The sequence below is a fragment of the Aeromonas sp. R5-3 genome (assembly GCF_040908225.1).
Lineage (GTDB): Bacteria > Pseudomonadota > Gammaproteobacteria > Enterobacterales > Aeromonadaceae > Aeromonas > Aeromonas dhakensis.
The window spans coordinates 116,271-142,245 of record NZ_JBFODH010000008.1 but is presented as its reverse complement, the minus strand read 5'-3'; the positions used below and the strand labels follow the sequence as shown (position 1 = coordinate 142,245).

21 protein-coding genes are annotated in these 25,975 nt (G+C 64.6%); 13 read left to right on the top strand and 8 right to left on the bottom strand.

Annotation, left to right across the window (positions count from 1 at the left end):
* Nucleotides 1–7: 7 nt before the first annotated feature.
* From AB5Y95_RS03475 to AB5Y95_RS03450, 6 genes are read right to left on the bottom strand one after another with little or no spacing between them, the layout of a single operon-like run.
* A complete protein-coding gene (locus AB5Y95_RS03475) occupies nucleotides 8–1,549 on the bottom strand; it encodes a hypothetical protein (protein ID WP_368159519.1) in 1,542 nt (513 codons plus the stop codon).
* Nucleotides 1,546–3,036 carry a VWA domain-containing protein gene (locus AB5Y95_RS03470; RefSeq protein WP_368159559.1) on the bottom strand — a complete coding sequence of 497 codons (1,491 nt, stop codon included), beginning with the start codon at nucleotides 3,034–3,036 and terminating at the stop codon, nucleotides 1,546–1,548. The genes AB5Y95_RS03475 and AB5Y95_RS03470 overlap by 4 nt, the downstream gene beginning before the upstream one ends.
* A complete protein-coding gene (locus AB5Y95_RS03465) occupies nucleotides 3,036–4,046 on the bottom strand; it encodes a VWA domain-containing protein (protein WP_368159518.1) in 1,011 nt (336 codons plus the stop codon). Before AB5Y95_RS03465 ends, AB5Y95_RS03470 begins: the two co-directional genes overlap by 1 nt.
* Nucleotides 4,043–4,639 (bottom strand): DUF4381 domain-containing protein, encoded by a 597-nt coding sequence (locus AB5Y95_RS03460; protein WP_368159517.1) that lies wholly within the window; start codon nucleotides 4,637–4,639, stop codon nucleotides 4,043–4,045. Before AB5Y95_RS03460 ends, AB5Y95_RS03465 begins: the two co-directional genes overlap by 4 nt.
* Complete coding sequence (locus tag AB5Y95_RS03455; protein ID WP_368159516.1) at nucleotides 4,624–5,514, bottom strand: DUF58 domain-containing protein; 891 nt, start codon at nucleotides 5,512–5,514, stop codon at nucleotides 4,624–4,626. Before AB5Y95_RS03455 ends, AB5Y95_RS03460 begins: the two co-directional genes overlap by 16 nt.
* Before the next feature lie 34 nt (nucleotides 5,515–5,548).
* A complete protein-coding gene (locus tag AB5Y95_RS03450; protein ID WP_005301202.1) occupies nucleotides 5,549–6,499 on the bottom strand; it encodes a MoxR family ATPase in 951 nt (316 codons plus the stop codon).
* A 193-nt stretch (nucleotides 6,500–6,692) separates the two neighbouring features.
* Between AB5Y95_RS03450 and fadI the strand changes: the two genes are divergently transcribed.
* The 12 genes from fadI (at nucleotide 6,693) to AB5Y95_RS03390 (ending at nucleotide 22,314) form a co-directional block, all read left to right on the top strand.
* Entirely contained in the window at nucleotides 6,693–8,003 is a 1,311-nt protein-coding gene (gene fadI / locus AB5Y95_RS03445) for an acetyl-CoA C-acyltransferase FadI (protein WP_005301198.1), read from the top strand.
* Nucleotides 8,003–10,126 (top strand): fatty acid oxidation complex subunit alpha FadJ, encoded by a 2,124-nt coding sequence (gene fadJ, locus AB5Y95_RS03440; RefSeq protein WP_208199408.1) that lies wholly within the window; start codon nucleotides 8,003–8,005, stop codon nucleotides 10,124–10,126. The genes fadI and fadJ overlap by 1 nt, the downstream gene beginning before the upstream one ends.
* A gap of 294 nt (nucleotides 10,127–10,420) precedes the next feature.
* Nucleotides 10,421–10,561, top strand: coding sequence for a TIGR02808 family protein (locus AB5Y95_RS03435; RefSeq protein ID WP_005301193.1), 141 nt, complete (start codon nucleotides 10,421–10,423; stop codon nucleotides 10,559–10,561).
* 192 nt (nucleotides 10,562–10,753) lie between these two features.
* Nucleotides 10,754–11,311, top strand: coding sequence for a YaeQ family protein (locus tag AB5Y95_RS03430; RefSeq protein ID WP_010633897.1), 558 nt, complete (start codon nucleotides 10,754–10,756; stop codon nucleotides 11,309–11,311).
* A gap of 11 nt (nucleotides 11,312–11,322) precedes the next feature.
* Nucleotides 11,323–12,207 carry an AEC family transporter gene (locus tag AB5Y95_RS03425; RefSeq protein ID WP_168754754.1) on the top strand — a complete coding sequence of 295 codons (885 nt, stop codon included), beginning with the start codon at nucleotides 11,323–11,325 and terminating at the stop codon, nucleotides 12,205–12,207.
* A gap of 215 nt (nucleotides 12,208–12,422) precedes the next feature.
* Entirely contained in the window at nucleotides 12,423–14,357 is a 1,935-nt protein-coding gene (locus AB5Y95_RS03420; protein ID WP_368159515.1) for a sigma 54-interacting transcriptional regulator, read from the top strand.
* A 428-nt stretch (nucleotides 14,358–14,785) separates the two neighbouring features.
* Complete coding sequence (gene ygeW, locus AB5Y95_RS03415; protein ID WP_043171403.1) at nucleotides 14,786–15,973, top strand: knotted carbamoyltransferase YgeW; 1,188 nt, start codon at nucleotides 14,786–14,788, stop codon at nucleotides 15,971–15,973.
* Between the two features lie 127 nt (nucleotides 15,974–16,100).
* The gene (dpaL, locus tag AB5Y95_RS03410) at nucleotides 16,101–17,300 is read left to right on the top strand and encodes a diaminopropionate ammonia-lyase (RefSeq protein ID WP_368159514.1); all 1,200 of its coding nucleotides are present in this window, start codon (nucleotides 16,101–16,103) and stop codon (nucleotides 17,298–17,300) included.
* 117 nt (nucleotides 17,301–17,417) lie between these two features.
* Nucleotides 17,418–18,635: a YgeY family selenium metabolism-linked hydrolase gene (locus tag AB5Y95_RS03405; protein WP_279450684.1), complete on the top strand. Its 1,218-nt coding sequence runs from the start codon at nucleotides 17,418–17,420 to the stop codon at nucleotides 18,633–18,635.
* 117 nt (nucleotides 18,636–18,752) lie between these two features.
* On the top strand, nucleotides 18,753–20,177 hold the full coding sequence (hydA, locus tag AB5Y95_RS03400) for a dihydropyrimidinase (protein ID WP_368159513.1): 1,425 nt from the start codon (nucleotides 18,753–18,755) through the stop codon (nucleotides 20,175–20,177).
* 95 nt (nucleotides 20,178–20,272) lie between these two features.
* On the top strand, nucleotides 20,273–21,205 hold the full coding sequence (gene arcC / locus AB5Y95_RS03395) for a carbamate kinase (RefSeq protein ID WP_368159512.1): 933 nt from the start codon (nucleotides 20,273–20,275) through the stop codon (nucleotides 21,203–21,205).
* 185 nt (nucleotides 21,206–21,390) lie between these two features.
* The gene (locus AB5Y95_RS03390; protein ID WP_117403584.1) at nucleotides 21,391–22,314 is read left to right on the top strand and encodes a DMT family transporter; all 924 of its coding nucleotides are present in this window, start codon (nucleotides 21,391–21,393) and stop codon (nucleotides 22,312–22,314) included.
* A 149-nt stretch (nucleotides 22,315–22,463) separates the two neighbouring features.
* On the opposite strand, the gene yqeB is transcribed toward AB5Y95_RS03390, so the two are convergent.
* Both yqeB and yqeC read right to left on the bottom strand, forming a co-directional pair.
* Nucleotides 22,464–24,056: a selenium-dependent molybdenum cofactor biosynthesis protein YqeB gene (yqeB, locus tag AB5Y95_RS03385; protein WP_368159511.1), complete on the bottom strand. Its 1,593-nt coding sequence runs from the start codon at nucleotides 24,054–24,056 to the stop codon at nucleotides 22,464–22,466.
* A gap of 19 nt (nucleotides 24,057–24,075) precedes the next feature.
* Entirely contained in the window at nucleotides 24,076–24,924 is an 849-nt protein-coding gene (yqeC, locus tag AB5Y95_RS03380; RefSeq protein WP_139752406.1) for a selenium cofactor biosynthesis protein YqeC, read from the bottom strand.
* On the opposite strand from yqeC, the gene mocA reads away from it, so the two are divergent.
* Complete coding sequence (gene mocA, locus AB5Y95_RS03375; protein WP_368159510.1) at nucleotides 24,905–25,558, top strand: molybdenum cofactor cytidylyltransferase; 654 nt, start codon at nucleotides 24,905–24,907, stop codon at nucleotides 25,556–25,558. The genes yqeC and mocA overlap by 20 nt on opposite strands.
* The last annotated feature ends 417 nt before the right edge of the window (nucleotides 25,559–25,975 follow it).

Here is a 25,975-nt window from a genome sequence, read left to right as displayed (position 1 = left end):
GGCTTCCTTATTTGAATGAAGGCCCGGAACCACCGATCCGGGCCAGTTGCCTGAGGCCATAGGCTATCGCAAAAGTTTCATGGCCGCATAGGGCCACGGCAAAGCCACGCCAGTCGTGCCCATCATGGCCAGCGGGGGAGACGGCGGCAAAACAGGCTCGCTCCAGGGCGGCGAAGTGGGGCGCAAGAGCGGGATCGCGGCGACAGGGCAGGGTGTCGAGACGAAGATGGGGCAGTGGCCAGCGCAGGCAGGCCCACGCCAGCAAGCGGGCCCGGATCTGTTCGGCATCGGCCCGATACAGCGCCTGTTGCAGGCGGTAAAAGGCGTGCCAGCGCGGCCCGTGGCGCCAGCAGGCGCGTAGCAGCAGAGCCCAGATGACCCATAGCAGGCTCTCGTCGTTCGGCCCATCCCGGGTCGGTTGCCCCTGCACGCCCGCGGTGATGTGCAGGGGCGTGGCGGGCAGGCGCGCGTATTCGATGCGCTTGTGTTGGGTGTTGAACCAGGCCAGCTCGATGGCGGGCAGCAGGTAGTCGCCGGGCTCGTCGACGGTCAGGGCCTGACGCCACTCGCGCTCGAAGCGCAGCGTCCCCTCGGCGAGATAGCGCTCCTGCTGCTGTTCCCCGTCCGGTCTGGCCTGCACGCCGGCGGGCAGGGTTGTGCTCCCGAGCACTCTGGAGAGGGTGAGGCGGTTGCCATCCCCCCCCTCCAGGGTGAGGGTCAGGGTGCGGATTACCGGTTCGCCCGCTCTGGCGCCGGTGGGGGGATCCAGCCGCTGGCTCAGGGTAAGCCGGCTCGCCACCGGTTGCAGCGGGGGCTCGTCGATCTGCACGAACAGGGTGGCGGCCCGGGCCGAGAGGGGGTCGCTGCCGCCGTCATCCTGCGGCAGACGCCCCTGAAAGCGGGGGGACTCCAGCGGATGGCGCCCGGCTTCCCTGGCCTGCAGCAGCCAGCTGCGGGTCAGCCGGCCAGGCAGGCCGGGGCTCGCCGGGGGTTGCCACTGATCGTTGCCGAGACGGCGGACGGTGAAGGCATCGCTGGCCGGCTCGGTGAGGTTGGGGGCCTCCATGTTGGCGGGCAGCCAGAGGCTGAGCTGATAGACAAAGGGCTGACCGGGGTAGAGCGGCCCCTGTTGCAGCACCCGGGCCTGCAACTCGATGGGGGAGATGGCTGGTGCAGGCACCAGGCTGCCGCTCTCGGATCGCGGCGGAAAGGGGATGGACGGGGTCTGCTCTTTCCCCAGCGACAGAGCCGGCACCTGCTGCTCTGCGTCGTCCAGCAGGAGCAGGGGGATCTGCCAGCGGGTCAGGTTTTGCTGCGGGGCCGTGACCCGGCTCATGGTCACCTTGCCCACCGCAAAGCGGCGCAGCAGGGGGGTGATGGCGAGTTCATCGCTCTGGCGCTCGCCGTCCGCTTCGATGATCAGCAGCCAGTCGCGGCGATCGGCCCCCGGCAGCAACTCGGCTCGGGGCGGGGCGGCAAAGAGCTGCGCCGGCAGCAGCCAGAGCAGCAGAAGGCAGAGCGCATGGCAAGGGGCAAAGAGGCGCGTCACCAAGGATCCTCCCCTCTTGTGGGGAGAAGGCCCTTGTCGGCCTCCTGCTCGCGTCTGCGTTGATCCTCCTTGCGCAGCCGTTGCTCCAGCAGCAGTACGGGGGGAGATGGAGGCAGCGGGACATCCGGGGTCGCGGCCTGTTCGGGGGGATCGACAGGCTTGGGATCCTGCGCCTCTGGTGCTGCCGCGGGCGGCTGGGCGCGCAGCAGCGCCAGGTTGTAAAGTGCATCTTCATGGTTGGGGACCAGTGCCAGCGCCGCCAGATAGGCCTGCTCGGCGGCGGCCAACTGGCCCAGCTGTACCAGGGCGTTGCCCCGGTTGTAGTGGGCTGTGGCGCTGTTGGCCCGGCCGTAGGCGGCAACGGCCCGGGCGTAGTCGCCGGCCCGATACCAAGCATTGCCCTGCCAGACGGGATCGGCAAAGGTGCGGGCCGCCTCGTGATAGCGCCCCTGCAAGAAGGCCTGCCAGGCCAGGTTGTCCCCGCCGGGAGGCATGCTGGCAAGCGCCGGATTGGCCTGCAGGGAGGGGGGCGTCAGCAAGAGTGTCCCCATTACCACCAGCCATAGGCTGCCGATGCGGGCCAGCAGTGCCAGCGGCAGCAGGGGCAGCAGCAGCCAGGGGCCGAGATCCTGCGCCTGGTGCGCGCCTGTGGTCTGACTCATGGGCAGGGGGGCAAAGCGCGGCAATCCTTGCTGCAGCCACTGCAGCTGACCGCCGAGATCGCCGGCCAGCTGCTGCAGCGTTGCCACATCCGGGGCGGGCAGCTCGCGGCCAAGGCCGCCGCCCAGAGTGACGGGCAGTTGACTGGGCTGGCCTGCGTTGACCAGCAGGATATCGAGACGGGCTTGCACTTCGGGGTGGCAAAAGAGGTTGCCCTGGCAGGGCCAGCTCGCCTTGATCCGCTCGGCCTGACGGGCGGTCAGGTCATCGGTGATCAGCAGCAGGCGGGCCTGCCGGCCGGCGGGGATCTGCTTGAGCGCCAGTGCCACGGCGCGCTCGGGCGCACTGCCCTGTCTTGGCATTATGGCCGGGCGCAGGTCGGGCAGCAGCAGGGCGATGGCCTGCTGATCCCGGGTGGGCGGCATGGCGAGGTAGGCATCCCCGGCAAACAGAATGAGGGCGATGGGATGGGCTGCTTCCTGCCGCTCGCTGTCGGCCAGCAGATCCTGTAGCAGCACCCGCACCCGGGTGGCCCGATCCGGCAGCAGGTCGACGGCCAGCATGGAGCGGGAGAGGTCCAGCAGCCAGATGTCGAGGGCGGGGCTTGGCACGCTCAGGCTCTGCTGGCGCAGGGCTGGGCCGCTCAAGGCCAGGATCACCGGCAGGCAGGCCAGCCAGAGCCAGGGGCGCTGGCGCCGCGGTCCCGGCAGCAGATAGGCCTGCATGGCGGGGGCCAGCAGCGGGGCCTGGTGGCGACGGCGCCATCCCTGCCACAACCAGGGCAGCAGGGCCAGCAACCAGAGTGGGCGCAGCAGGATGAGCTCCATCATGGGGCGCCTCGGGACGGGTTGTCAGGCAGGGCCTTGCGAGTCAGCCGCGCCGGCCAGCGCAACCGGGCTGGCCAGCTCAGCAGCAGCCAGGCCAGCGCCAGCGGCCAGGGGTAGAGCTCCACGTTGGGGCGATAGCGGGTCTGCGCGGTGGCGACGGGCTCCAGGGTATCCAGCGCCTGATTGATGGCCTCGAGATCCCCCTGGGTGCGCGCGCGGAAGTAGCGGCCATGGCCCACCTCGGCCAGCTGCTGCAAGAGGACTTCGTCCAGCTCGGCGCTGGGGTCGCTCTGGGCCGGGGCCTGCGCGGGGGTCATCGCCTCGGCAAAGGTATCCGGATCGGCGCCCACCCCCAGGGTATAGAGGCGAATGCCTGCAGCGGCTGCCCGCTTGGCCTCGCTGAGGGGATCGGCGCTGCCGGCGGTGTTGCGCCCGTCGGTGACCAGCAAGAGGGCGGTGGAGCGGTTGGGAGCCTTGTGCTGGCGAGCAAGCAAGATGGCCTCGCCCAGCGCGGTGGTGCGTCCCACCAACTCGAAATCGAGCTCGCGGGTGAGGCCGAGCAGGGCGTTGGTCTCCTGGGTCAGGGGCGAAAGCAGGTAGGCGTGGTCGGCGAACACGATGAGGGCGATACGATCGCCGGGGCGGGCGGCGATGAGCCTGTCTATCTGCTGGCGCACCGCGCTGAGCCGGTCTTTTTGCTCCCCGTCGTCCAGCATGTCCTGGGTGCGCATGCTGTCGGAGAGATCCACCGCCAGGATGAGATCCCGGCTGCTCTGGTAGCTAACCTGAGGCGGCTCCTGCCACTGGGGGCGGCAGAGCGCCAGCACCAGGGCGCACCAGCACAGCGCCATTCGCCACAGGGGTTGGCCGGCATGGGGGCGCAGCAGAGGAAAGCCGGCATGGTTCAGCACACCGGGGTCGTTTGCGCCGCTGGGGCGGGGCGGCAGGCCGAAGCGCACCAGCAGCGGCAGCACCAGCGCCAGGGCAAACCAGGGCCAGGCGAGGATCATGGCTGCCTCCGGATGTGCGCATCTTTTGTACGGCTTCGCCCGCGCCGCCAGCGAGTGCGTAGTGCCAGCAACCAGGCTGGTGGGCAGATGCAGTGACGTCCCCAGGCGAGGTAGGCCCGGCGCAGTGCCTGGCGCTGCTGCGCATCCGGGCTTTGACCGCCGTAGAGCCAGGCAGACCAGTGCGGGGCCAGCTCGCGAAAGCGGCTGCCCCCCAAAGAATTGAACCCCAGAGAATCGAGCCCCAAAGAATCAAGAAAGACGAGCCAGGGCTCGCCCTGCAGGGAGGCCGCTTCGGGCCAGCGCGGCAGCACGGCCTCGCGCATCACGGCCTGCAACCTGGGTACCAGATCGGGGGCCTGCCAGTCGAGCTGCCGCCGCCAGCGGCGATAACGCAGCAGGCTCTGCACGCCGAGGATGATCATGGTGCCGACCAGCAGGGCGATCAGCAGCCACCACCAGCCCAGCAGGCGGGGATCAGCGGCGAGCTGCAGCGGTGGGCCGGGATGAATGTCGCGCAGCTGGGCCGCCAGCGGGGAGGTGGGCACATTGCTGCCCGGCACGGCGCTGGCAAGCCAGTTCAGAATTGGCGGCATGCCCCCTCCTGCCACTGGCGTTGCAGCGGCTGGCCGTTGTCGAGCCGGTAGAGGCGCTGCACCAGCGGCAGCAGCTGCTGATGGCTCTGGCGGGCCAGCTGCTCGGCGGCTGCTTGATAGCGCCAGGCGAACCCCGCTTCGCCGGCCTCGAGCCAGCCGCTTTGCTGGCCGGCGCGCACCGCCAGGAGGCCCTGGGCGGGCAGGGCTGCCTCCAGCGGATCGCGGATCTGCCAGCAATGAATGTCATGGCGCCGACCGAGCAGCTGCAACTGGCGGCAGAGCGCCTCATCGAAGGGGCTGTGATCGGTGATCAGGGTCAATCTGGCGCCGTGGGGCAGATTGAGGCGGGCCAGGGTATGGGCCAGGGCGTGGAGGGGCGGCGTGCGCGCCAGCCCCAGCCGGTAGTGGTGGCAGAGGGCCTCCAGCAGCGGCACCAGCGGGCCGCGCTGATGTTGCAGGTGTGTCTCCACGCCGTGGCAGATCAGGGTGTTGGCCTGCTTTTCCCCTTGCCAGAGCAGGGCGGCGGCCAGCTCGCAGCCCAGGCGTGCCTTGAGCTGGTGGCGTGAGCCGAAGTACATGGCCGGGGAGAGATCGAGCAGCAACCAGTGGGCTTGATCCTGCTCTTCGCTGTAGAGGCGGGTATAGGGGCGACCGAGGCGGGCGGTCACCCGCCAGTCGATGTGGCGCACCTCGTCGCCGGCCTGATAGGCGCGCAGCTCGCGAAAGGTGAGCCCCGGCGTGCGGCCAAGCCGCCCCTGCGCCACCGGTTGAATACGCGAGCGCGGCCCCTGCCGGGCCCACAGCCTGATTGCCAGCAACCTGGCAAGCGGCAGGGCGATATCGGGATGGGCGAGGGGAGCGGCGGCGCTCGTCATGGTAGCAGGGCCTGCGCAGAGGGTACGAGCGGGCTCAGGGGCATGGGATCGCATCCAGCAGCAGGGTGATGAGCGCCTCGTTGTCGAGGTTGTCCGCCAGCGCCTGATAACTGGGGATGAGGCGATGGCGCAGCACGGCCGGTGCCAGTTGCTGAATGTCTTCGGGCAGCACGAAATCCCGCCCGGCCAGCCAGGCCCTGGCGCGAGCCGCCCTGGCCAGACCTATGCTGGCCCTGGGGCTGGCGCCCACCGCGACCAGGGGCTCGAGTTCCGGACACAGGCCGCTGCCAGGGCGGGTGGCACAGACCAGCTGCACCAGATAGTGTTCGAGGCGCCCCTGCATCTGCACCGCCTGCACCGCGCTGCGGGCCGCCAGCAGATCGGCCTGGCTCAGGGTGAGTGGCGGCGTTGGCAGGGTGTCGCCCTGGGCGTTGAGCTGGAGGATGGCCAGCTCCATGGCGGGGCTCGGGTAGTCCACCAGCAGCTTGAGCAAGAAGCGATCGAGCTGGGCCTCCGGCAGGGGATAGGTCCCCTCCTGTTCTATCGGGTTTTGCGTGGCGGCCACCATAAAGAGGGGCGGCAGGCGCCAGCTCTTCTTGCCCACGGTGATCTGATGCTCGGCCATCGCCTCCAAGAGGGCGGATTGCACCTTGGCCGGCGCCCGGTTGATCTCGTCCGCCAGCACCAGGTGGTTGAAGAGGGGGCCGGGCTGAAACACGAAGCTGGCATCCTGGGGATGAAACACCTCGCTGCCGGTGAGATCGGCGGGCAGCAGGTCGGGGGTGAATTGGATGCGGGCGAAGCGCCCCTCCACCGCGCCGGCCAGCGCCTTGACGGCCCGGGTCTTGGCAAGACCGGGGGCGCCCTCGATCAACACATGTCCTTCACATAACAGGGCGATCAGCAGCCCCTCAATGAGGGGGCCCTGTCCCAGAATCTGACTACCAAGATAGTCCCCAAGCTGTCTGAACTCGGCCGCTGCCATGCAATAAACCCGTTGTTTTCATAGAAGTTGATCTTTTTATACTCCAGTTGGCGCACAAGGGCGAGGGAGGGGGCCAAGATGGCGGCAATTTAGTTTCAATCAGCCGTATGAAATTTGTGAGTGGATTGTTAAGATGTGGCGCAATGAGGTCAGACCTCTCCCTTTAGTCTTCTCGTTTAACCAAGGAGCCAGGATGAAAGAGCCATTGAAACTGACGACTCGCCAGGGCGAACGGATTGCCGTCGTGGCGGGTTTGCGCACCCCCTTTGCCAAGCAGGCCACCGCCTTTCACGGCGTGCCTGCGGTGGATCTGGGCAAACTGGTGGTGAGCGAGATGCTCGCTCGCACCGATCTCGATCCCAAGCTCATCGACCAGCTGGTGTTCGGCCAGGTGGTACAGATGCCGGAAGCCCCCAACATCGCTCGCGAGATCGTGCTCGGCACCGGCATGAGCGTCAGCACCGATGCCTATAGCGTGTCGCGCGCCTGCGCCACCAGTTTCCAGGCCGTCGCCAACGTCACCGAATCCATCATGGCCGGCACGGTGGACATCGCCATCGCCGGCGGTGCCGACTCCTCCTCCGTGCTGCCCATCGGGGTGAGCAAGAAGCTGGCCCGCGCCCTGGTGGATCTCAACAAGGCGCGCAATCTGCAGCAGCGCTTCAATATCCTGCGCCAGCTGCGGGTCAAGGATCTGCTGCCGGTGCCGCCCGCCGTGGCCGAGTACTCCACCGGTCTCTCCATGGGCCAGACCGCCGAGCAGATGGCCAAGAGCCACCAGATCAGCCGCGAGGCGCAAGACGCGCTGGCGCACCGCTCCCATACCCTGGCCGCTCAGGCCTGGGCCGATGGCAAGCTCAATGGCGAGGTGTTCACCGCTCACGTGCCTCCCTACAAGGCGCCGCTGGAGCGAGACAACAACATCCGCGAAAGTTCGGATCTGGCGAGCTACGCCAAGCTCAAGCCGGTGTTTGACCGACTGCACGGCTCCGTCACCGCCGCCAACGCCACCCCGCTCACCGACGGCGCTGCCGCCGTGCTGCTGATGCGCGAAGGGCGGGCCCGCGAGCTAGGTCTCGAGCCGCTCGGCTATATCCGCAGCTTCGCGTTTTCTGCCATCGATGTGTGGCAGGACATGCTGATGGGCCCCTCCTACGCCACCCCGCTGGCGCTGGACCGCGCCGGCATCACGCTCAGCGATCTCACTCTGATCGACATGCACGAAGCCTTTGCCGCCCAGACCCTGGCCAACCTCAAGATGTTTGCCAGCCACGAGTTTGCCCAGAGCAAGCTGGGTCGTGATCAGGCCATCGGCGAGGTGGACATGGACAAATTCAACGTCCTCGGTGGCTCGCTGGCCTATGGTCACCCCTTTGCCGCGACCGGTGCGCGCATGATCACCCAGACCCTGCACGAGCTGCGGCGTCGGGGGGGAGGATTGGGGCTGAACACCGCCTGTGCGGCGGGCGGTCTCGGCGTGGCCATGGTGTTGGAGGTAGAGTGATGAGCGAGAAGACTTTTTCCCTGGCGGTGCGCCAGGATGGCATCGGCATTCTCACCATGGATGTGCCGGGCGAGAGCATGAATACCCTCAAAGCCGCCTTCGTGGACGAGATCCGCGCGGTGCTGGCCGAGGTGAAAGCCAATAAAGAGCTGATCGGCCTGGTGGTGGTCTCCGGCAAGAAGGACTCCTTCATCGCCGGCGCCGACATCAGCATGCTGGCGGCCTGCACCAGCGCCAAGGATGCCGAGACGCTGTCGCGGGAAGGGCAGGTGATCTTTGCAGAGATCGAGTCGCTGCCCATTCCGGTGATCGCCGCCATCCACGGCCCCTGCCTCGGCGGCGGGCTGGAGCTGGCGCTGGCCTGTCATGGTCGGGTGGTCACCGATCACGGCAAGACGGTGCTCGGCCTGCCCGAGGTGCAACTGGGCTTGCTGCCGGGTTCCGGCGGGACCCAGCGTCTGCCGCGCCTCATCGGGGTGGCCAAGGCGCTCGATCTGATGTTGACCGGCAAGCAGGTGCGGGCCAAGCAGGCCAGGAAACTGGGGCTGGTGGACGATGTGGTGCCCCCCTCCATCCTGCTGGAGGCCGCCATCAAGCTGGCCAAGAAGGGCAAGCCCCGCCACGAGCTGAAGCGGGATCTGCAGGGCAAACTGCTGGAGACCAACAAGCTTGGCCGCAAGGTATTGTTCGATCAGGCCCGCAAGGGGGTGAAGGCGAAGACCCGCGGCAACTACCCGGCCCCTGAGCTGATCCTGGAGGTGGTGCGCATCGGGGTGGAAGAGGGGATGCAGGCAGGCCTTGCCGCCGAATCCCGCCACTTTGGCGAGCTGGTGATGACCAGCGAATCCGCCGCCCTGCGCTCCATCTTCTTTGCCACCACAGAGATGAAGAAGGAGGTCACCTATCAGGGGGCCGAGCCGCGCAAGGTGGGTCATGCCGCCGTGCTGGGCGGCGGTCTGATGGGGGGCGGCATCGCCTTCGTCACCGCCACCAAGGCGGGGGTACCGGTGCGGATCAAGGACGTGGCCAGTGCCGGCATCGGCAACGCCATGCGCTACAGCTACGACATCCTGGCCAAGAAGCTCAAGCGTCGTCATATCCTGCGCAGCGAGCTTGAGAAGCAGATGAGCCTGCTCACCGGCACCCTCGACTACTCCGGTTTCCACCGGGTCGACATGGTGGTGGAGGCGGTGTTCGAAGATCTCGCCCTCAAGCACCAGATGGTGCAGGACGTGGAGCGCGAGTGCGGCGAGCACACTGTGTTTGCCTCCAACACCTCCTCCCTGCCTATCCACCAGATCGCCTCGGCGGCGGCACACCCGGAGCGGGTGGTGGGGCTGCACTACTTCAGCCCGGTGGACAAGATGCCGCTGGCGGAGATCATCCCCCACGCCGGCACCAGTGCCGAGACGGTTGCCACCACCCTGGCCTTCGCCCGCGCCCAAGGCAAGACCCCCATCGTGGTCAAGGACGAGGCGGGCTTCTACGTCAACCGCATCCTGGCTCCTTACATGAACGAGGCTGCGCGCCTGGTGCTGGAAGGGGAGCCGGTGGAGGTGCTGGACGGTGCCCTGCTCGATTTCGGCTTCCCGGTGGGCCCCATCACCCTGCTGGACGAGGTGGGGATCGACGTGGGGGCCAAGATTTCCCCGATCCTCGAGAAAGAGCTGGGGGGCGAGCGCTTCCAGGCGCCGGCGGCCTTTGACAAGCTGCTGCAAAACGATCGCAAGGGGCGCAAGAACGGCAAGGGCTTCTACCTCTACGGCAAGGCCGCCAAGGGCAAGAAGAAGGTGGACGACAGCGTCTACGGCGTCTTGGGCGTCAGCCCCCAAGCCAAACAGGCCAAGGCGGAGATCGCCGAGCGCTGCGTGCTGATGATGCTCAACGAAGCGGCCATGGCGCTCGACAGCGGCGTGGTGGCCTCGGCCCGCGATGGCGACATCGGCGCCATCTTCGGCATCGGCTTCCCGCCGTTCCTGGGCGGCCCGTTCCGCTACATGGACAGCCTTGGCATCGAGCACCTGGTGGCGCGTCTTGAGCACTACCAGAAGCGCCATGGCGACCGGTTCGCCCCCTGCGATCGCCTCAAGGCGATGGCTGCCGAGCAGCAGCGCTTCTATTGAGGGTGCGCCGCTCGCGGCAACAGCCCAACCGACAAGGAGGCGACCTCAGGGTCGCCTCCTTCTTTTTGGTGCAGCAATGGGAGAGGAGAGGGCCGCAGGCTGACAACGGGTTGAATTGCGTCCATATTTTTCCTCGGCAAGGGATAAATTGTTGATCCAACGCAAAGTAGCCCCCTATTTATTACTTTGGTGGCATAGGACTCAGGCGCTGGTTGGGGTCAAATAGCATCATCAGGAACGGGGAATAACCCCGTCACGAAAGGGACACCCATTTCACTGGATGAAGGACACATAATGAGTCTGCTTGAACAAACCATCTGGACTGTATTGGGATACGGGGCCATGCCCTTTATCTTCCTGAGCGGGTTTGTAGCGGTGGCAGTGACCTGCTGCTTGCTGCTCAATGCCTTCGGGGTCAAGTCCGCCGAGAAGTGATCCGCTTCTTTCGTTCATACCGCCAAATGCCAGTCTTCGGACTGGCATTTGTTTTTGGAGCCTCTGCAGGCTGTTATCTGCGCGAGCCGGGCCAAATCTGTGCTGCTTGAGGTCGAACCTGCCGCCGATTTTGATTACACTGGCGCGCAGTTTTTCGTTTCGGCCCGCTTCCCAAGGTATTCAAGGTTTTCTATGGCTCTCAAGGCAACCGTATTCAAGGCTCAGCTCAGCCTGTCCGACATGGATCGCAATCTCTATCAGGACTTCTCTCTCACCCTGGCCCGTCACCCCTCCGAGACCGACGAGCGGATGATGATCCGGCTGGCGGCCTTCGCCTGGCACGCCGCCGAGCGACTGGAGTTCACCAAGGGCCTCTCTGCCGATGATGAGCCCGAGCTCTGGCGCAAGAACTATTCCGACGAGATTGAACTCTGGATCGAACTCGGTCAGCCCGACGAGCGCCGTCTCAAGAAGGCGTGCAACCGCTCCCGCCATGTGGTGCTCTACCTCTACGGCGGCCGTGGCACCAGCGTCTGGTGGAAGCAGAACCAGGGCAAGCTCAGCCTGCACGACAACCTCACCGTGATTGAGCTCTCCGACAGCCAGACCCTGCCGCTGACCGAGATGGTCGAGCGCACCATGCAGCTCACCTGTACCATCTCCGATGGCCAGCTCTGGGTGAGCAACGGTCGCCAGGAAGTGACCCTGGATCCCGTGCTGCTGATGGGAACCCCCGCCCGCGAACTGTAAAGGACTCGCCTATGTTCAGCGCGCTGCTCAATATCGTCATTCCGGTGTTTGCGGTGGTGGGGCTTGGCGCCCTCTACGGCCGGTTGCGTCCGGGCGGCGCGCTGGGTTACGTCAACCGGGCCAATATCGAGCTGTTCACCCCGGCGCTGGTCTTCTCGGCGCTGGTCAAATACCCGCTGGATCTGATGGCTCACCTCTCGCTCATCGCGGCGGGGGCCCTGGTGATCCTGCTGCCGGGGCTGCTGCTCTCCCTGCTCAGGCTTAGCAGCATCAGCCGACCGGCCCTGATCCTGCCCGCCATGTTTCGCAACACCGGCAACCTCGGCATTCCGCTGATGGTGCTGGCCTTCGGCGAGCAGCAGCTGGGCGCCATCATCATCCTCTTCGTGCTCTCCAACCTGCTCCACTTCTCGGTGGGCATGTTCATCCTCTCGGCCAACACCTCCCGCTGGCTCTGGCTGCGCAGCCCTGTGCTGTGGGCCGCCCTGGCGGGCCTGCTGGTGGCCAATCTGCACATTCCGCTGCCCGAATACCTGGTGACCAGCGCCTCGTTGCTTGGCCAGATCTCGGTGCCCTTGATGCTGTTTGCCCTGGGTATCCGGCTGATGGAAGGGGAGCTGGATCACCTGGGGCTCGCCCTCAAGTGCAACCTGCTCTATCTGCTGGCGGGCGGTATCTCCCTGGGGCTGGCGGTCTGGCTGCTGCCGCTGCAACCGGCCTGGGTTCCGCTTCTGATGCTGTCGGTGGCGTTGCCCCCGGCGGTGCTCAACTACATGCTGTGCGAGCAGTACCAGTGCCAGCCCGAGAAGGTGGCCAGTATCGTGCTCGGTGGCAATGCGCTCTCGGTCCTGGTGATCCCGCTGGCAGTCTGGCTGGCCCTGCATCTGGGCAGCTGAGCCGGCCCTTCTCGTCGTTTTAGCGCACACCGGATGATGTGGGCGGCCTGCTCCTTGGCTTTTCTCTTCCCCACTCTGCGCCAGCTCTCACTCCCGGGAGCGGGGTGGGTGCAAGTTCCCTTTTCGTGATCCTCGGCGAAGTCGCTGCCGTCGAATTGGCATAGTATCTGGCCAGCATGAATCCCACCCGGGGTGGGAGCCAGGGGATTTACAACATGATGTCCGTCAGTAACCAATGTTTGTTGATGCAGATCCAGCCCACCATTTTGCGCTTTGCCAAGATGCTGGCCAGCGTGCTGCAACTGGAAGTGGAAATCGTGGACGCCAACATGGTGCGGGTGGCGGGAACCGGCCCTTACGGCAAGTTCTTCGGTCGCCAGCTGGAGGGGGACTCCCGCCTGTTGCGCTACGTCATCGAGCATCAGCGCGAGAAGATCGTCACCCACACCAGCGAGGATCCGGTCTGCGAGGGGTGCAGCTGCAAGGAGAGCTGCCGGGAGCGGGCCTTTCTCGGGGTGCCCATCATGGTGGAGGAGAACTGCATCGGGGTGATCAGCCTGGTGGCCTTCAATCCGGAGCAGCAGGCCCGCCTCAACAACAACCTGCAGGAGGTGTGCGACTATGTGCAGCACATCTCCAGCATCTTCGTGGCCAAGCTGCTCGACTCGCGCGGGCTGTCGGACGGGGTCAACAAGGTCTTCCTGAGTCTGATGAACCACATGGATCAGGGCTGCCTGCTGCTCGACGAGAAGAGCCAGCTGCTCTACGCCAACGAGGTCGCGCTCAAGCAGCTCAACTGCCAGCAGGAGGCGCTGCTGGGCTGCGAGATTGGGCTGCGCCCGCTCACCTTTGCCCAGCAGGGGCTGACCGGCCACCTGCAGCACATCGTCACCCTGGGGGATCGTCAGGAGCTGATCATCGGCCAGCTGCACCACGTACAGGGCCAGCAGCTGTTTCTGATGGCGTTTCACCAGTCCCACGGCACGCCGAACCCGCCGCTGGAGCCCGACGAGGGGGTCAGCATGCTGATCGGGGAGAGCAAGCCGATGCGGGCCCTGAAAAAGCTGCTCCATCGCATCGCCCTGAGCCCCTCCAGCGTGCTGGTGTGCGGCGAGAGCGGCACCGGCAAGGAGGTGGTGGCCCGCGCCATCCACCGGCTCAGCCCGCGCCGCGACAAGCCCTTCATCGCCATCAACTGCGCCGCCATCCCCGAGCAGCTGCTCGAGAGCGAGCTGTTCGGTTACGTGAAGGGGGCCTTCACCGGCGCCTCCAGCACCGGCAAGCAGGGGCTGATCCAGGCCGCCCAGCAGGGGACTTTGTTTCTCGACGAGATAGGGGACATGCCGCTCACCATGCAGGCCAAGCTGCTGCGGGTGCTGGAGCTGAGGGAAGTGACCCCAATCGGCGCCAGCCGGCCGGTGCCGGTGGACATCCGTATCATAGCCGCGACCCACCAGCATCTGGAGCAGTACATCGCCGAGGGCAAGTTTCGCGAGGATCTCTTCTATCGCTTGAACGTCATTCCCATCCACCTGCCGCCCCTGCGCGAGCGGGAGGGGGACGTGGCGCTGCTGACCCACTACTTCCTCAACCTGCACACCAGCCGCATCGGCCTGCTGTATCCGGGACTGAGCCCGGAGGTGATGGCACTGCTGGAGGGCTACCGCTGGCCCGGCAACGTGCGCGAGCTCAGCAACCTCATCGAGTACCTGGTGAACGTGGTGCAGGCGGGGGAGGTGATCGAGAGCATCCTGCTGCCCCCCAACATCCTGCGCAACCAGCGCAGTGGGGCGGACGAGCCGCCTCGGAGCACGGCGCAGATCGCGCGCATGCCGCTCTCGCCAGACCCTTATTCCCATGGCATGCTGGCCGACCCTGCGCTCAGCCCTGCCGCTGGCAACCCGGCACCGGCTGCCGGGACGCCCTGGTCATCGCCAGAGGCAAGCCTGCCAGAGCCGGCCGCCGGTCAGGTCGAGCGCGGGTTGGCGCTGCCACTTGGCGAAAACGGGCTGGAGAGCATGGAAAAACAGATGATAGAGGAGACCCTGCTGCGCCTTGGCAACAAGAAGCTGGCCGCCCAGGCGCTCGGGATCGGCATCGCCACCCTCTATCGCAAGATAAAGAAGTACGAGATAGCCGTGCAGGCCTGATCCCGCAGCGGGTCGCCTGGCGGCCCCGCTTCACCGTGCCGCGACCGACAATCGCGGCGTTATCATTATGAGAATGTGGCCCCGTTCTCTATCAATTGGCAGGTGCCGGTGATAGCCGGACTGATAATTATCAGGGCCGGCTTGGCCTCCTCTCACACTATTCTCGCGCTATTTCAGTGGCGCGCAGCCATCAGCTTGAAAATAAGCCGACTCACCTGCCTTGGCGGGGCGCCATATAGCCTCAGGCTGTGCGCCGGCTCACATTCAAGACGCCTTTTCTGGTTATTTCCCGCTTATTTATGCGTTGGCACACTTATTGATTGCCCTTATTTGACGCTGACCGATGAACTCACCCAATGGCCCTTGTTTCGGTGACCTGTGAGTGGAAGGGGAGCAATGCATTTCTCATCAACAGATTGGGGCTAACGATGAAAGCAGTGAACCAGTTAATCAAAGAGATCAATGAACTCAAGTCCAACCTGCATGAAAAAGATTTCCTGCTGACCTGGGAGCAGACCCCTCAGGAGCTGGCGCTGGTGCTCAAACTGGCCGAGGCCCTCAAGGGACTGCGTGCCGAAAACATCGCCACCAAGCTGTTCAATACCGGTCTTGGCATCTCGGTGTTTCGTGACAACTCCACCCGTACCCGCTTCTCCTACGCCTCCGCCCTCAACCTGCTTGGCCTGACCCAGCAGGATCTGGACGAGGGCAAGTCCCAGATTGCCCACGGCGAGACCGTCCGCGAAACCGCCAACATGATCTCCTTCTGCGCCGATGCCATCGGCATTCGCGACGACATGTACCTGGGGGCCGGCAACGCCTACATGCGTGAAGTGGGCGCCGCGCTCGACGAAGGGTTCGAGAAGGGGGTACTGCCCCAGCGCCCGGCGCTGGTCAACCTGCAGTGCGACATTGATCACCCGACCCAGTCCATGGCTGATCTCGCCTGGTTGCAGGAGCACTTCGGCAGCCTCGAGAACCTCAAGGGCAAGAAGATTGCCATGACCTGGGCCTACTCGCCGAGCTACGGCAAGCCGCTCTCCGTGCCGCAGGGCATCATCGGCCTGATGACCCGCTTTGGCATGGACGTGACCCTGGCCCACCCGGAGGGGTATGACCTGATCCCGGACGTGATCGAGGTGGCCAGGGAGAATGCCAAGGCCTCCGGCGGGAGTTTCCGCCAGGTTACCTCCATGGCAGAGGCGTTCAAGGATGCCGATATCGTCTATCCCAAGTCCTGGGCGCCCTATCAGGTGATGGAGCAGCGCACCGAGTTGCTGCGGGCCAACGATCACGCTGGCCTCAAGGAGCTGGAGCAGCATTGCCTGGCGCAAAACGCCAAGCACAAGGATTGGCACTGCACCGAAGAGATGATGGCCCTTACCAAGGGGGGTGAAGCGCTCTATATGCACTGCCTGCCGGCGGATATTTCCGGCGTCTCCTGCAAGGAAGGGGAAGTGAGTGAAGGGGTATTCGAGAAATACCGGATCGCCACTTATAAAGAGGCGAGCTGGAAGCCCTATATTATCGCCGCCATGATTGTCGCCCGTAAATTCTCGGCACCGGGCGCCGCCCTCGAAGGCTTGATAAAAGAGGCGCAAAAACGCGTCAAATAATGGCCTGGCCGGGCGGGAAATAAGTCCCGCCCGGCCGTCGTCATCACGCAATGATTGTCACGGGTTCTCTCCCCGGGGCGCTTTTCACTCGATGATCCCCGGCGAGATGACTCTTTGCGAGGTATTCATGTCCCAATTTTCCCTGAAGATGGAGATTGCCGATAACCGTTTCTTTACCGGTGAGTCGCTGCCCCTGTTTTCCCGTATCGAGGCGCAAAAGGCCCGCGCCTTTCATAAAAAACTGGCCGGTTATGAGCCCACCCCCCTGTGCGATCTGACAGCGCTCGCCGCCTATATCGGGGTGAAGAACATTCTGGTCAAGGATGAGTCCAAGCGCTTTGGTCTCAATGCCTTCAAGATGCTGGGTGGCGTCTACGCCATCGCCAACCTGCTCTGTGAAAAATACGGGGTGGCGGTGGAGGATTTCACCTTCGATCTCATCAAGCGCACCATCAAGGAGCCGATGACCTTCGCCACCACCACCGACGGCAACCACGGTCGCGGCGTCGCCTGGGCCGCCAAGCAGGTGGGTCAGCATGCGGTGGTCTACATGCCCAAGGGCTCGGCCCAGGAGCGGGTGGATCACATTCTGGCGCTGGGGGCCGAGTGCATCGTCACCGACATGAACTACGACGACACCGTGCGCCTGACCATGAAGATGGCCGAGGAGCGCGGCTGGTACATAGTGCAGGACACCGCCTGGGAGGGGTACACCAAGATCCCGACCTGGATCATGCAGGGTTACGCCACCCTGGCCGACGAAGCGGTCGAGCAGATGCAGGCCATGGGCATCAAACAGCCCACCCACGTGCTGCTGCAGGCCGGGGTCGGGGCGCTGGCGGGCGGCGTGCTCGGCTATCTGGTGGACTGCTTCGGGGCGAAGAACCTGCACAGTATCGTGGTCGAGCCGGATCAGGCCGACTGCATCTACCGCTCCGGCGTGGCGGGGGAGATGGTCAACGTGGGGGGCGACATGCGCACCATCATGGCCGGTCTCGCCTGCGGCGAACCCAATCCCCTCGGCTGGCCGGTGCTGCGTGGCTGCACCACCCAGTTCATCTCCTGTCACGACAAGGTCTCGGCGCTCGGTATGCGCGTGCTCGGCAACCCCCTTGGCGATGATCCCCGCATCATCTCCGGCGAATCCGGCTCGGTCGGCACCGGCGTGCTGGCGGCGGTGCGCCACCACCCGGATCGCGCGGCGCTGATGGCCCGGCTAGGGCTCGATGAGCAGTCGGTGGTGCTGGTGATCAACACCGAAGGGGACACCGACGTGGCCCATTACCGGGAAGTGGTGTGGGAAGGCAAGCACCCTGCCTGCGGGTAATCCCGCCTGCAAATGAAAGAGGTACGAATTGAAAATGATGGTGCCCGGCGGGTGCCATGACGAGTAGCGGGCGGGAGGCGCACTCCCGTACCCCCAGGTTGGTTATGGAGAGACACAATGAGCAAGCAAATTCCGTTTGAAATGGTGTTGGAGAAGGCTTACCAGTACAAGGCCGAGATGACTCAGTTCCTGCGCGACATGATCGCCATCCCGAGCGAGAGCTGTGATGAAGAGCGGGTGGTGCTGCGCATCAAGCAGGAGATGGAGAAGGTTGGTTTTGACAAGGTCGTGATCGACCCCATGGGCAACGTGCTGGGCTATATCGGCCACGGCCCGCACTTGATCGCCATGGATGCCCACATCGATACCGTCGGTGTCGGCAACCGCGCCAACTGGACCTTCGACCCTTATGAGGGGATGGAAGATCACGAGATCATCGGTGGCCGCGGTGCCTCCGATCAGGAAGGGGGCATGGCCTCCATGGTCTACGCCGGCAAGATCATCAAGGATCTGGGGCTGGAAGACGAGTACACCCTGCTGGTGACCGGCACCGTGCAGGAGGAGGATTGCGATGGTCTCTGCTGGCAGTACATCATAGAGCAGAGCAAGATCCGCCCCGAATTCGTGGTCAGTACCGAGCCGACCGACTGCCAGATCTACCGTGGCCAGCGTGGCCGCATGGAGATCCGCGTGGAGGTGCAGGGGGTGAGCTGCCACGGCTCCGCGCCGGAGCGCGGTGACAACGCCATCTTCAAGATGGGCCCGATCCTCGGTGAATTGCAGGAACTCAGCCACAACCTCGGCAATGACGACTTCCTCGGCAAGGGCACCCTGACCGTCTCCGAGATCTTCTTCACTTCCCCAAGCCGCTGCGCCGTGGCGGACAGCTGCGCCGTCTCCATCGACCGTCGTCTCACCTGGGGCGAGACCTGGCAAGGGGCGCTCGACGAGATCCGCGCCCTGCCTGCGGTGCAAGCCGCCGGCGCCGAGGTCTCCATGTACCAGTACGACCGTCCGGCCTACACAGGTCTGGTCTACCCGACCGAGTGCTACTTCCCGACCTGGAAGGTGGAAGAGGATCACATCACGGTCAAGACCCTCTCCAAGGCGTACACCCAGCTGTTCAACAAGGCGCCGGTGGTGGACAAGTGGACCTTCTCGACCAACGGGGTCTCCATCATGGGTCGTCACGGCATCCCGGTCATCGGCTTTGGCCCGGGCAAGGAGCCGGAGGCCCACGCGCCGAACGAGAAGACCTGGAAGGAGCATCTGGTCAAGTGCGCCGCCATGTACGCCGTGATCCCCATGCTCTATCTGGCCGAGCTGGACAAGTAAGGGGGCTGCCGGGCGGTGACTCTCATCACCGCCCGGTGTTGCAAGTGTGGCCAGTGCCCCGTCTTTAGCAGGCGGGGCCTTGCTGTTTGACGCGATCGGATGTGCGAGGGGGTGGGGATGAAACGGCTGATCAAACACGGTGTGCTGGTCGATGCGCAGGGTGAATATCGTCAGGATCTGCTGATCGAAGACGGAGTGATCCGCGCGCGCGCCGCCGCTATCTCGCCCGATGGCGAGACCGAGCTGATCGATGCCAGCGGCTGCTACGTGATGCCGGGCGGCATCGACGTCCACACCCACTTCAACATAGATGTCGGGATTGCCCGCAGTTGCGATGATTTTTTCAGCGGTACCCGTGCCGCCGCCTGTGGTGGCACCACCACCATCGTCGATCACATGGGATTTGGCCCGGCGGGGTGCAACCTGCATCACCAGCTGGCCCGCTATCACGATTACGCCGCCAATCAGGCGGTGATCGATTACAGCTTTCACGGCGTTGTCCAGCATGTGGATGACGCCATCCTCCACGAGATGGCCGCCATGGTGCAGGAGGAGGGGATCAGCAGCTTCAAGCTCTATCTCACCTACCAGTACAAGCTGGGGGACCATGACGTGCTGCGCGCCCTGGCCCGCCTCAAGGAGGTGGGGGCGCTTGCCACCGTCCACCCCGAGAACGATGCCGCCATCGCGGCGCGCCGGGCCGCCCTGCTGGCCGCCGGCCACTGTGAGCCCTGGTATCACCCGCAAAGCCGTCCGCTGCAGTGTGAAGCCGAGGCGATCGCCAGGATGATCAATCTGGCGGGTCTCGCTGGCAATGCGCCGCTCTATATCGTCCACCTATCCAACGGCTTGGGGCTGGAGTACCTCAAGCTGGCGCGCCGTCAGGGCCAGCCGGTCTGGGTAGAGACCTGCCCGCAATATCTGCTGCTCGATGAGCAGTGTTATTACAAGGAGAACGGGGTCGACTATCTGCTGAGTCCGCCGCTGCGTGGACGTAGCGAGCAGGACAAGCTGTGGGTCGGCATCGCTGCCGGCGATATCGATACGGTGGCGACCGATCACTGCAACTTCTCCCACGCCCAGCGCATGACCCTCTCTGGCGGCGATTTCAGCCGCTGCCCAAACGGTTTGCCCGGGGTCGAAAACCGGATGCTGCTGCTGTTTACCCACGGAGTGCTGGGGGGGCGCATCTCGCCGTCCCGCTTCGTGGCGCTCACCAGCGCCAACCCGGCGCGCCTGTTTGGCCTCTGGCCGCGCAAGGGCAACCTGCAAGCGGGGTCTGACGCCGATCTGGTGGTGATGGATCCCCGTGGCGAGACGGTTATTCGCCACGCCGCGCTGCATGACAACGGCGACTACAGCCCCTACGAGGGGATGCGCTGCCCCGGCCGGATCAGGTTGACCCTGAGCCGCGGCGAGATCGTCGCTCGCGACGGCGAGTTTCTGGGGCTACGCGGCCATGGCCGCTTTCTGGCCAGAGCGCCCTTTGACCCGGCCTTGGCACCGGAGCTGCACTCGCCTTGTCCCACAGTGGCAGGCTGACAATCCGTTCGAAACAGGCTGACCCGCAAACTTATGCGAACAACGAAAGGTGGGCCGGTATCGCGCCGGCCTGTCCCCTCACTGGAGATAACAAGATGAAACAGCGAATCGTACTGGCCCTTGGCGGCAATGCGCTGGGCAACAACCTGCCCGAGCAGATGAAGGCGGTGCAGAGCACGGCGGGCACCATTGCCGACCTGATTGCCCAGGGGCACGAGGTGGTGGTGACCCACGGCAACGGCCCGCAGGTGGGGATGATCCAGCAGGCGTTCGAGGTGGCGGCCCGCCACGACCCCAAGGCGCCCCATCTGCCCATGTCGGTCTGCGTAGCCCTGAGTCAGGGTTATATCGGTTATGACCTGCAAAATGCCCTGCGCGAGGCCCTGCTGGAGCGCGGCATCCATAAGCCGGTGGCCACCCTGGTGACCCAGGTGGAGGTGGATAAAAACGATCCCGCCTTCCTCGACCCAAGCAAGCCCATCGGCGGCTTCTTCAGCAAGGAGGAGGCCGAGGCGCTGATGGCCAAGGGCGAGTGGCTCAAAGAGGATGCCGGCCGCGGCTATCGCCGGGTGGTGGCATCTCCCAAACCCATCGACATCATCGAGAAGGAGACCGTCTCTGCCATGCTGGCCGCCGGTCAGGTGGTGATCACCGTCGGTGGCGGTGGTATTCCGGTGCTGCGCGAGGGCAATCACCTGCGTGGTGCCAGCGCGGTGATCGACAAGGATTGGGCCAGTGCCAGGCTGGCGGAGCTCATCGATGCCGACATGCTGATCATCCTCACTGCGGTGGAGAAGGTCGCCATCAACTTCGGCAAGCCCGATGTGCAGTGGCTCGATACCCTGAGCGTGGCCGATGCCAACAGCTTTATTGCACAGGGGCAGTTTGCCAAGGGCTCCATGTTGCCCAAGGTGGAGGCGGCGCTCTCGTTCGCCACTTCCATGGCGGGGCGCAAATCCCTGATCACCCTGCTGGAGAAGGCCGCCGACGGCATTGCCGGCAAGACCGGCACCCTGATAAGCCTGTAGCCTCGTCTTTGATGGTTGCAAACAGGGGGCCCAAGGCCCCCTTTCTGTTGGCCGGCGTCAGGGATTGGCAGAGGGAAAGCATGGGCCGGCCAGCTCTTATCCGCGGTGGGCAGGGGGACGGCAGAGGAGTAAGATGGCGCCCCGAATGGCGGACGTACCGCCCGCAGTAGCAACAAGGCAGCACAATGAATAGCAAGTTGAACATGGCGGCGCTGGGGGGATTGGTCCTGCTCACCGCCATCTGGAGTTACAGCTGGATCGTGATGAAGCAGGTGATGCTCTACGCGGGGGCCTTCGAGTTCACTGCCCTGCGCTGCCTGTGCGGATCCCTGGTGTTGCTGCTGGTGCAGTGCCTGCGCGGACGCCGTTATCTCAAACCCACCCCGTTTCGCTATACCCTCGCCATCGCCCTGTTCCAGACCTGCGGCATGGTGGGGCTGGCCCAGTGGGCGCTCATCAGCGGCGGGGCGGGCAAGGTGGCCATTCTGAGTTACACCATGCCGTTCTGGGTGGTGATCTTCGCGGCGCTCTTTCTGGGGGAGCGGATGCGCAAGCTGCACTATCTGGCGGTCGGGGTGGCCGCCTGCGGCCTGCTGTTGGTGATCGAGCCCTGGCAGCTGCACCTGGATTCCATGAAGAGCGCGCTACTGGGCATTGCCTCCGGCATCTGCTGGGGGATCAGCGCCATCATTGCCAAGCGGATGTATGCCCGCCACCCCGGGGTGGATCTGATGTCCCTCACCACCTGGCAGATGATCTACGCCACCCTGGTGATGGCGCTGGTCGCGGCGCTGGTGCCGGAGCGCCCCATCGACTGGCAGCCCTATGTGTTTGGTGCGCTCGCCTACAGCGCCATCTTCGCCACGGCGCTGGCCTGGAGCCTCTGGTTGTTCGTGCTGAAAAAGCTGCCGGCGGGGATCGCCGGGCTCAGCACCCTGGCGGTGCCGGTGAGCGGCGTGCTGCTCTCCTGGTGGTTGCTCGGTGAAAACCCGGGGCCGGTGGAGGGGAGCGGCATCGCCCTGATCGTGCTGGCGCTTGTCGTCATCAGCCGCAAGGGCAAACGCTCTGTGGTGTCGGTAGCGGGGGAGACCCGGGTCAAGCAGGGCTAAGCCGATTAGAGGAACGAGCATGGAAAAGGGCCCGCCATCATGGCGGGCCCTTTTTGTTGGCGCGCTGGCTTACCTGCGCTGGGCCAGATGCATCATTGCTTCCAGCACGGCGCCGCCCGTTGATGACGAGGGCCTTGCCGATTTCGCGCTTATCGGCGCTGGGCCAGATGCATCATGGCCTCCAGCACGGCGCCGCCGATGGCGCGAGCCTTGTCCGATACCGTAGTTGCATCGGCCCGCTCGCCTCTGGGGTCGATGTCACCGATCTTGAAGCCGACGGTGACCTCGATGCCATCGCTGAGCAGACCTCGCACCATGCCGGAGAGCGGCGCGATAATGGGGGCGTCCCCCACGTGGGCGATCACGTCCCCCTCCTGCACCAGATCGCCGAGCCTGATCAGGCTCTTCATCACCCCGGCGACGGGGGCGCGCACCACCCGGCGGGCGGAGTGCCCCTCGATCACCCCGGGAATGCCGGTATTGGGCTGGGCAGGGCCCTGATAGATGACCCGCCCCAGATGGTGACCACGGTTGGTCTCGATCACCGCATCGCAGTCGCGCCCCGCCTCAAACCCCGGGCCGAGGGCCACCGTGATGGGAGCCATCTCCCTGTGGGTACCGAGATTCTGCTTGGCGAGGATGGCATCCACCAGATAGCGGGGCTTGAGTTCGGCAAGAGTGGCGCAGTCGGGGTCAACCAGCAGCGGTATGACACCCAGATCCAGCTGCTCAAACGCCTGCTCGACGCTTTCGACCCGCTTGGCTCGCACCCCCTCGACGCGGGTTTCGCCGTCGAACATCCCCTGGGCGAAGGCGACGGTACGGCGGATCACCGTGGGTTTGTCGAGATCCAGCATCACCACCTTGAAGCCGGCATGGTAGAGGCGCAGCGTCACGCCGGTGGCGATATCGCCGGAGCCGCGCATCACCACCAGCTGATCCCGCTTGAGGCGCACGTCATCCTGCATCAGGCCACCCGATTTACCGTTTTTAACCTGCAGCAGCTCGGCGAGGATGCTGATGGCGATCTCCTCGGGGGTTTCGGCACCTATGTTGTAGCCGATGGGGGCGTGCAGCCGCTGCAGTTGCTCCTGACTCACCCCTTGCTGGCGCAGGGCCTGGGTGAAGGTCTGCACCTTGCGCTTGCTGGCGAGCAGCCCCAGATAGGCGAGGGGACGGTTGATGAGCCGATCCAGCGCCTCCTTGTCCTGGTGGTTGGTGGCGATGATGACGAAGTTGGCGGGCTCGATGGCAAGCTGCTCGATCACCGCGCTGATGGTGTCGGCCTGCTGCAGATGGGTACCGGCCGGGAAGAGATCTAGGCTGAGGCTCCCCTCGAAGCAATCCCCTACATGGATATCAAAACCGAGCGGTGCCGCGGCATGGGCCAGCGCCCGGTTGACGTGACCGGCACCGATCAGTACCAGGCGGGGGCGCAGGCCGTAGACATCGATATAGACCGACATGGCGCCGCCGCAATCCGAGCCCACCGCATGTTCGCCGTTGCGGGCCATCCGGCCGTGGAAGATGCGCGGCTTGCGCTCGGCAATGGCGGCCACGGCTTCTTCGATCACCAGACGCTCTATCATGCCGCCGCCGATGGTGCCGAGGATCCGGCCATCGGCCATCACCAGCATCTGGGCCTGATGGCGCGGGGTGGAGCCCCGACTTTCGATGATCTGGGCCATGGCAAAGGGGGTGTTCTCCTGCTCCAGTCGGGCAGCGTGTACAAACAGATTCATAAGGTACCTCGTATCATCCTTAACGGGTCAACGACTGCGCGGCTTCGGGGGCAGGCCGACAGCAAACATGGTGAATGGCGCCGGGTTCACGCACGGCCCCCTGCCAGATGGCGTGGAGCTCGGGGTGGCGCTGCAGCAGGTTTATCAGGGCGGGCAGCCACTGCTGCTCATTTTGATAATCGCCATTGATAAACCAGACTCGGCGCGCCCCGGGCGGGGTGCCCTTGAACGCCCCTTCGGGGTGGGCGATCAGCCGATCAAACAGGGCCCAGTCGAGCTGTTCACCGACCGCAATCCCGCACAGGGCCTGGAACTCGGGCCAGCGGTGGATCTGTGCCGGGTCGGCGCTGGCGCCCACCATGGCGCCGCCCACCATGGCGATCACCCAATCACTGTGCCGAGGAATGCAAGGTTCGTGCAAAGCGGGCGCTTTCAATAACTTGTGATGGGCGCCGTCCGCCTCCACCAGGATGATGTCGAAGCGTTGCTGTCCCTTGAGCAGATCGATCTGCTGGGGGCTTGGCCCCACCGCCTTGCCGCTGGCCCGATCGAGGTGGCTGAACAGCACCAGCTGCATCGGTTCATCGGGCAGCGCCTGGCAGCGGGTCAGCTGACGAATGGGGTCGGCCTCAATCAGCAGGGTGCGCCGAGAGGAGGGGGCGGGCAGAAACATCCGGGTGCTGGTGGTGAGCAGCACCTTCTTGCCTTGTTGATGGAAATAGTCGGCCAGCCAGAAGAGGGTACTGGTTTTCCCCCCGGCGCCGCAAAGACTAATTAAAGTGGTACGCCCATCAATATTTTCGGTGAGCGGGTTTAATACACTCTCAATATTTGGCGAGGTGAGCAGAATGGGTGATGAAATAGCCATGGCAACGACCGATGAAAATAGAGGCGCGGTCAGTGAGAAGCACTGGCATTCGCGCGAGCGGTGCGACTGCCTAATTACGGCGGCCGGGCTCTCATCACGAATGGGCGCGTGGAAATTGATGCTACCGTATCGCCAGAGCACGATTCTTGATGAGAGTCTCAAAAATGCCCTGGTGCTGTGTGAGCGGGTCATTCTGGTGGTGGGGCACCGCGCCGATGAGCTGATCAGTCGCTATGCCAATCACCCCCGTATCCGGCTGGTACGCAACCATGATTATGCACAGGGGCTTGGCAGCTCCATCCGCGCGGGGCTCGCCGCCTGTAGCAGTGATCACCTCTTCATAAGCCACGGCGATCTGCCCTGCATCCCCCCCGAGGTGTACCGCACGCTCTGGCAGGCGCGGGGGGACGAGACCCTCTTTCCCTGCTATCAGGGGGAGGCGGGCCACCCCGTGCTGTTGCCCAGAGCCCTTGCCAGGGCACTGACGACGGCGCCGGCACAGGGTTCGGTGCGCCGCTGGTTGCTGGCGCACCGCCATCGTTTTATCGAGGTGCAGAGCGCCGCCATCCTGCAGGATGTGGACACCCCGGAGCGTTATCAGGCGCTGCTGGCAGACGAAGCATTCGAACGCTGAACGGGTCGGCTGGCAGGGACCTTTCCCGGCCTTGCTTTGCATATTTATCCCCTTGTCTAACCCGTTATCGGGGGCCGACAGCGGCCGTTATCATCCTGGCCGGCCTGATAATGGCGCTGGCCTCGCTCTTTATCAAACTGATAGCGCGCCGCGCCAAAGTGAGATCATTTTCAGTGGTGAGGGCGGCGTTTCTATTATTTAAATTCGGTGTTGATAGCCACTCTCATTGTCGAAACTGGTATCGGCTTTCGATGTTTTATTAATTGGAGGTGCCTCACGTTTTTATGGCTGAAAAATAAAAAGATCCGGCGCTGGCCTGATTGTTGCTCTTGTCAGTTTCAAGGGGCTTTTTATGCGTGGTTATGGATGGGCCCCATTTATTCACCCTGTCAATGAGCAGTGCCGCTGCAAGGAGAT

Coding starts and splice junctions, on each gene's coding strand:
- ygeW (WP_043171403.1), top strand. CDS start 14,786: ATGAAAGCAGTGAACCAGTTAATCAAAGAGATCAATGAACTCAAGTCC.
- mocA (WP_368159510.1), top strand. CDS start 24,905: ATGGGTGATGAAATAGCCATGGCAACGACCGATGAAAATAGAGGCGCG.
- AB5Y95_RS03470 (WP_368159559.1), bottom strand. CDS start 3,036: ATGGAGCTCATCCTGCTGCGCCCACTCTGGTTGCTGGCCCTGCTGCCC.
- arcC (WP_368159512.1), top strand. CDS start 20,273: ATGAAACAGCGAATCGTACTGGCCCTTGGCGGCAATGCGCTGGGCAAC.
- AB5Y95_RS03465 (WP_368159518.1), bottom strand. CDS start 4,046: ATGATCCTCGCCTGGCCCTGGTTTGCCCTGGCGCTGGTGCTGCCGCTG.
- fadI (WP_005301198.1), top strand. CDS start 6,693: ATGAAAGAGCCATTGAAACTGACGACTCGCCAGGGCGAACGGATTGCC.
- AB5Y95_RS03390 (WP_117403584.1), top strand. CDS start 21,391: ATGAATAGCAAGTTGAACATGGCGGCGCTGGGGGGATTGGTCCTGCTC.
- AB5Y95_RS03435 (WP_005301193.1), top strand. CDS start 10,421: ATGAGTCTGCTTGAACAAACCATCTGGACTGTATTGGGATACGGGGCC.
- hydA (WP_368159513.1), top strand. CDS start 18,753: ATGAAACGGCTGATCAAACACGGTGTGCTGGTCGATGCGCAGGGTGAA.
- AB5Y95_RS03420 (WP_368159515.1), top strand. CDS start 12,423: ATGATGTCCGTCAGTAACCAATGTTTGTTGATGCAGATCCAGCCCACC.
- yqeC (WP_139752406.1), bottom strand. CDS start 24,924: ATGGCTATTTCATCACCCATTCTGCTCACCTCGCCAAATATTGAGAGT.
- yqeB (WP_368159511.1), bottom strand. CDS start 24,056: ATGAATCTGTTTGTACACGCTGCCCGACTGGAGCAGGAGAACACCCCC.
- fadJ (WP_208199408.1), top strand. CDS start 8,003: ATGAGCGAGAAGACTTTTTCCCTGGCGGTGCGCCAGGATGGCATCGGC.
- AB5Y95_RS03460 (WP_368159517.1), bottom strand. CDS start 4,639: ATGCCGCCAATTCTGAACTGGCTTGCCAGCGCCGTGCCGGGCAGCAAT.
- AB5Y95_RS03455 (WP_368159516.1), bottom strand. CDS start 5,514: ATGACGAGCGCCGCCGCTCCCCTCGCCCATCCCGATATCGCCCTGCCG.
- AB5Y95_RS03425 (WP_168754754.1), top strand. CDS start 11,323: ATGTTCAGCGCGCTGCTCAATATCGTCATTCCGGTGTTTGCGGTGGTG.
- AB5Y95_RS03405 (WP_279450684.1), top strand. CDS start 17,418: ATGAGCAAGCAAATTCCGTTTGAAATGGTGTTGGAGAAGGCTTACCAG.
- dpaL (WP_368159514.1), top strand. CDS start 16,101: ATGTCCCAATTTTCCCTGAAGATGGAGATTGCCGATAACCGTTTCTTT.
- AB5Y95_RS03430 (WP_010633897.1), top strand. CDS start 10,754: ATGGCTCTCAAGGCAACCGTATTCAAGGCTCAGCTCAGCCTGTCCGAC.
- AB5Y95_RS03450 (WP_005301202.1), bottom strand. CDS start 6,499: ATGGCAGCGGCCGAGTTCAGACAGCTTGGGGACTATCTTGGTAGTCAG.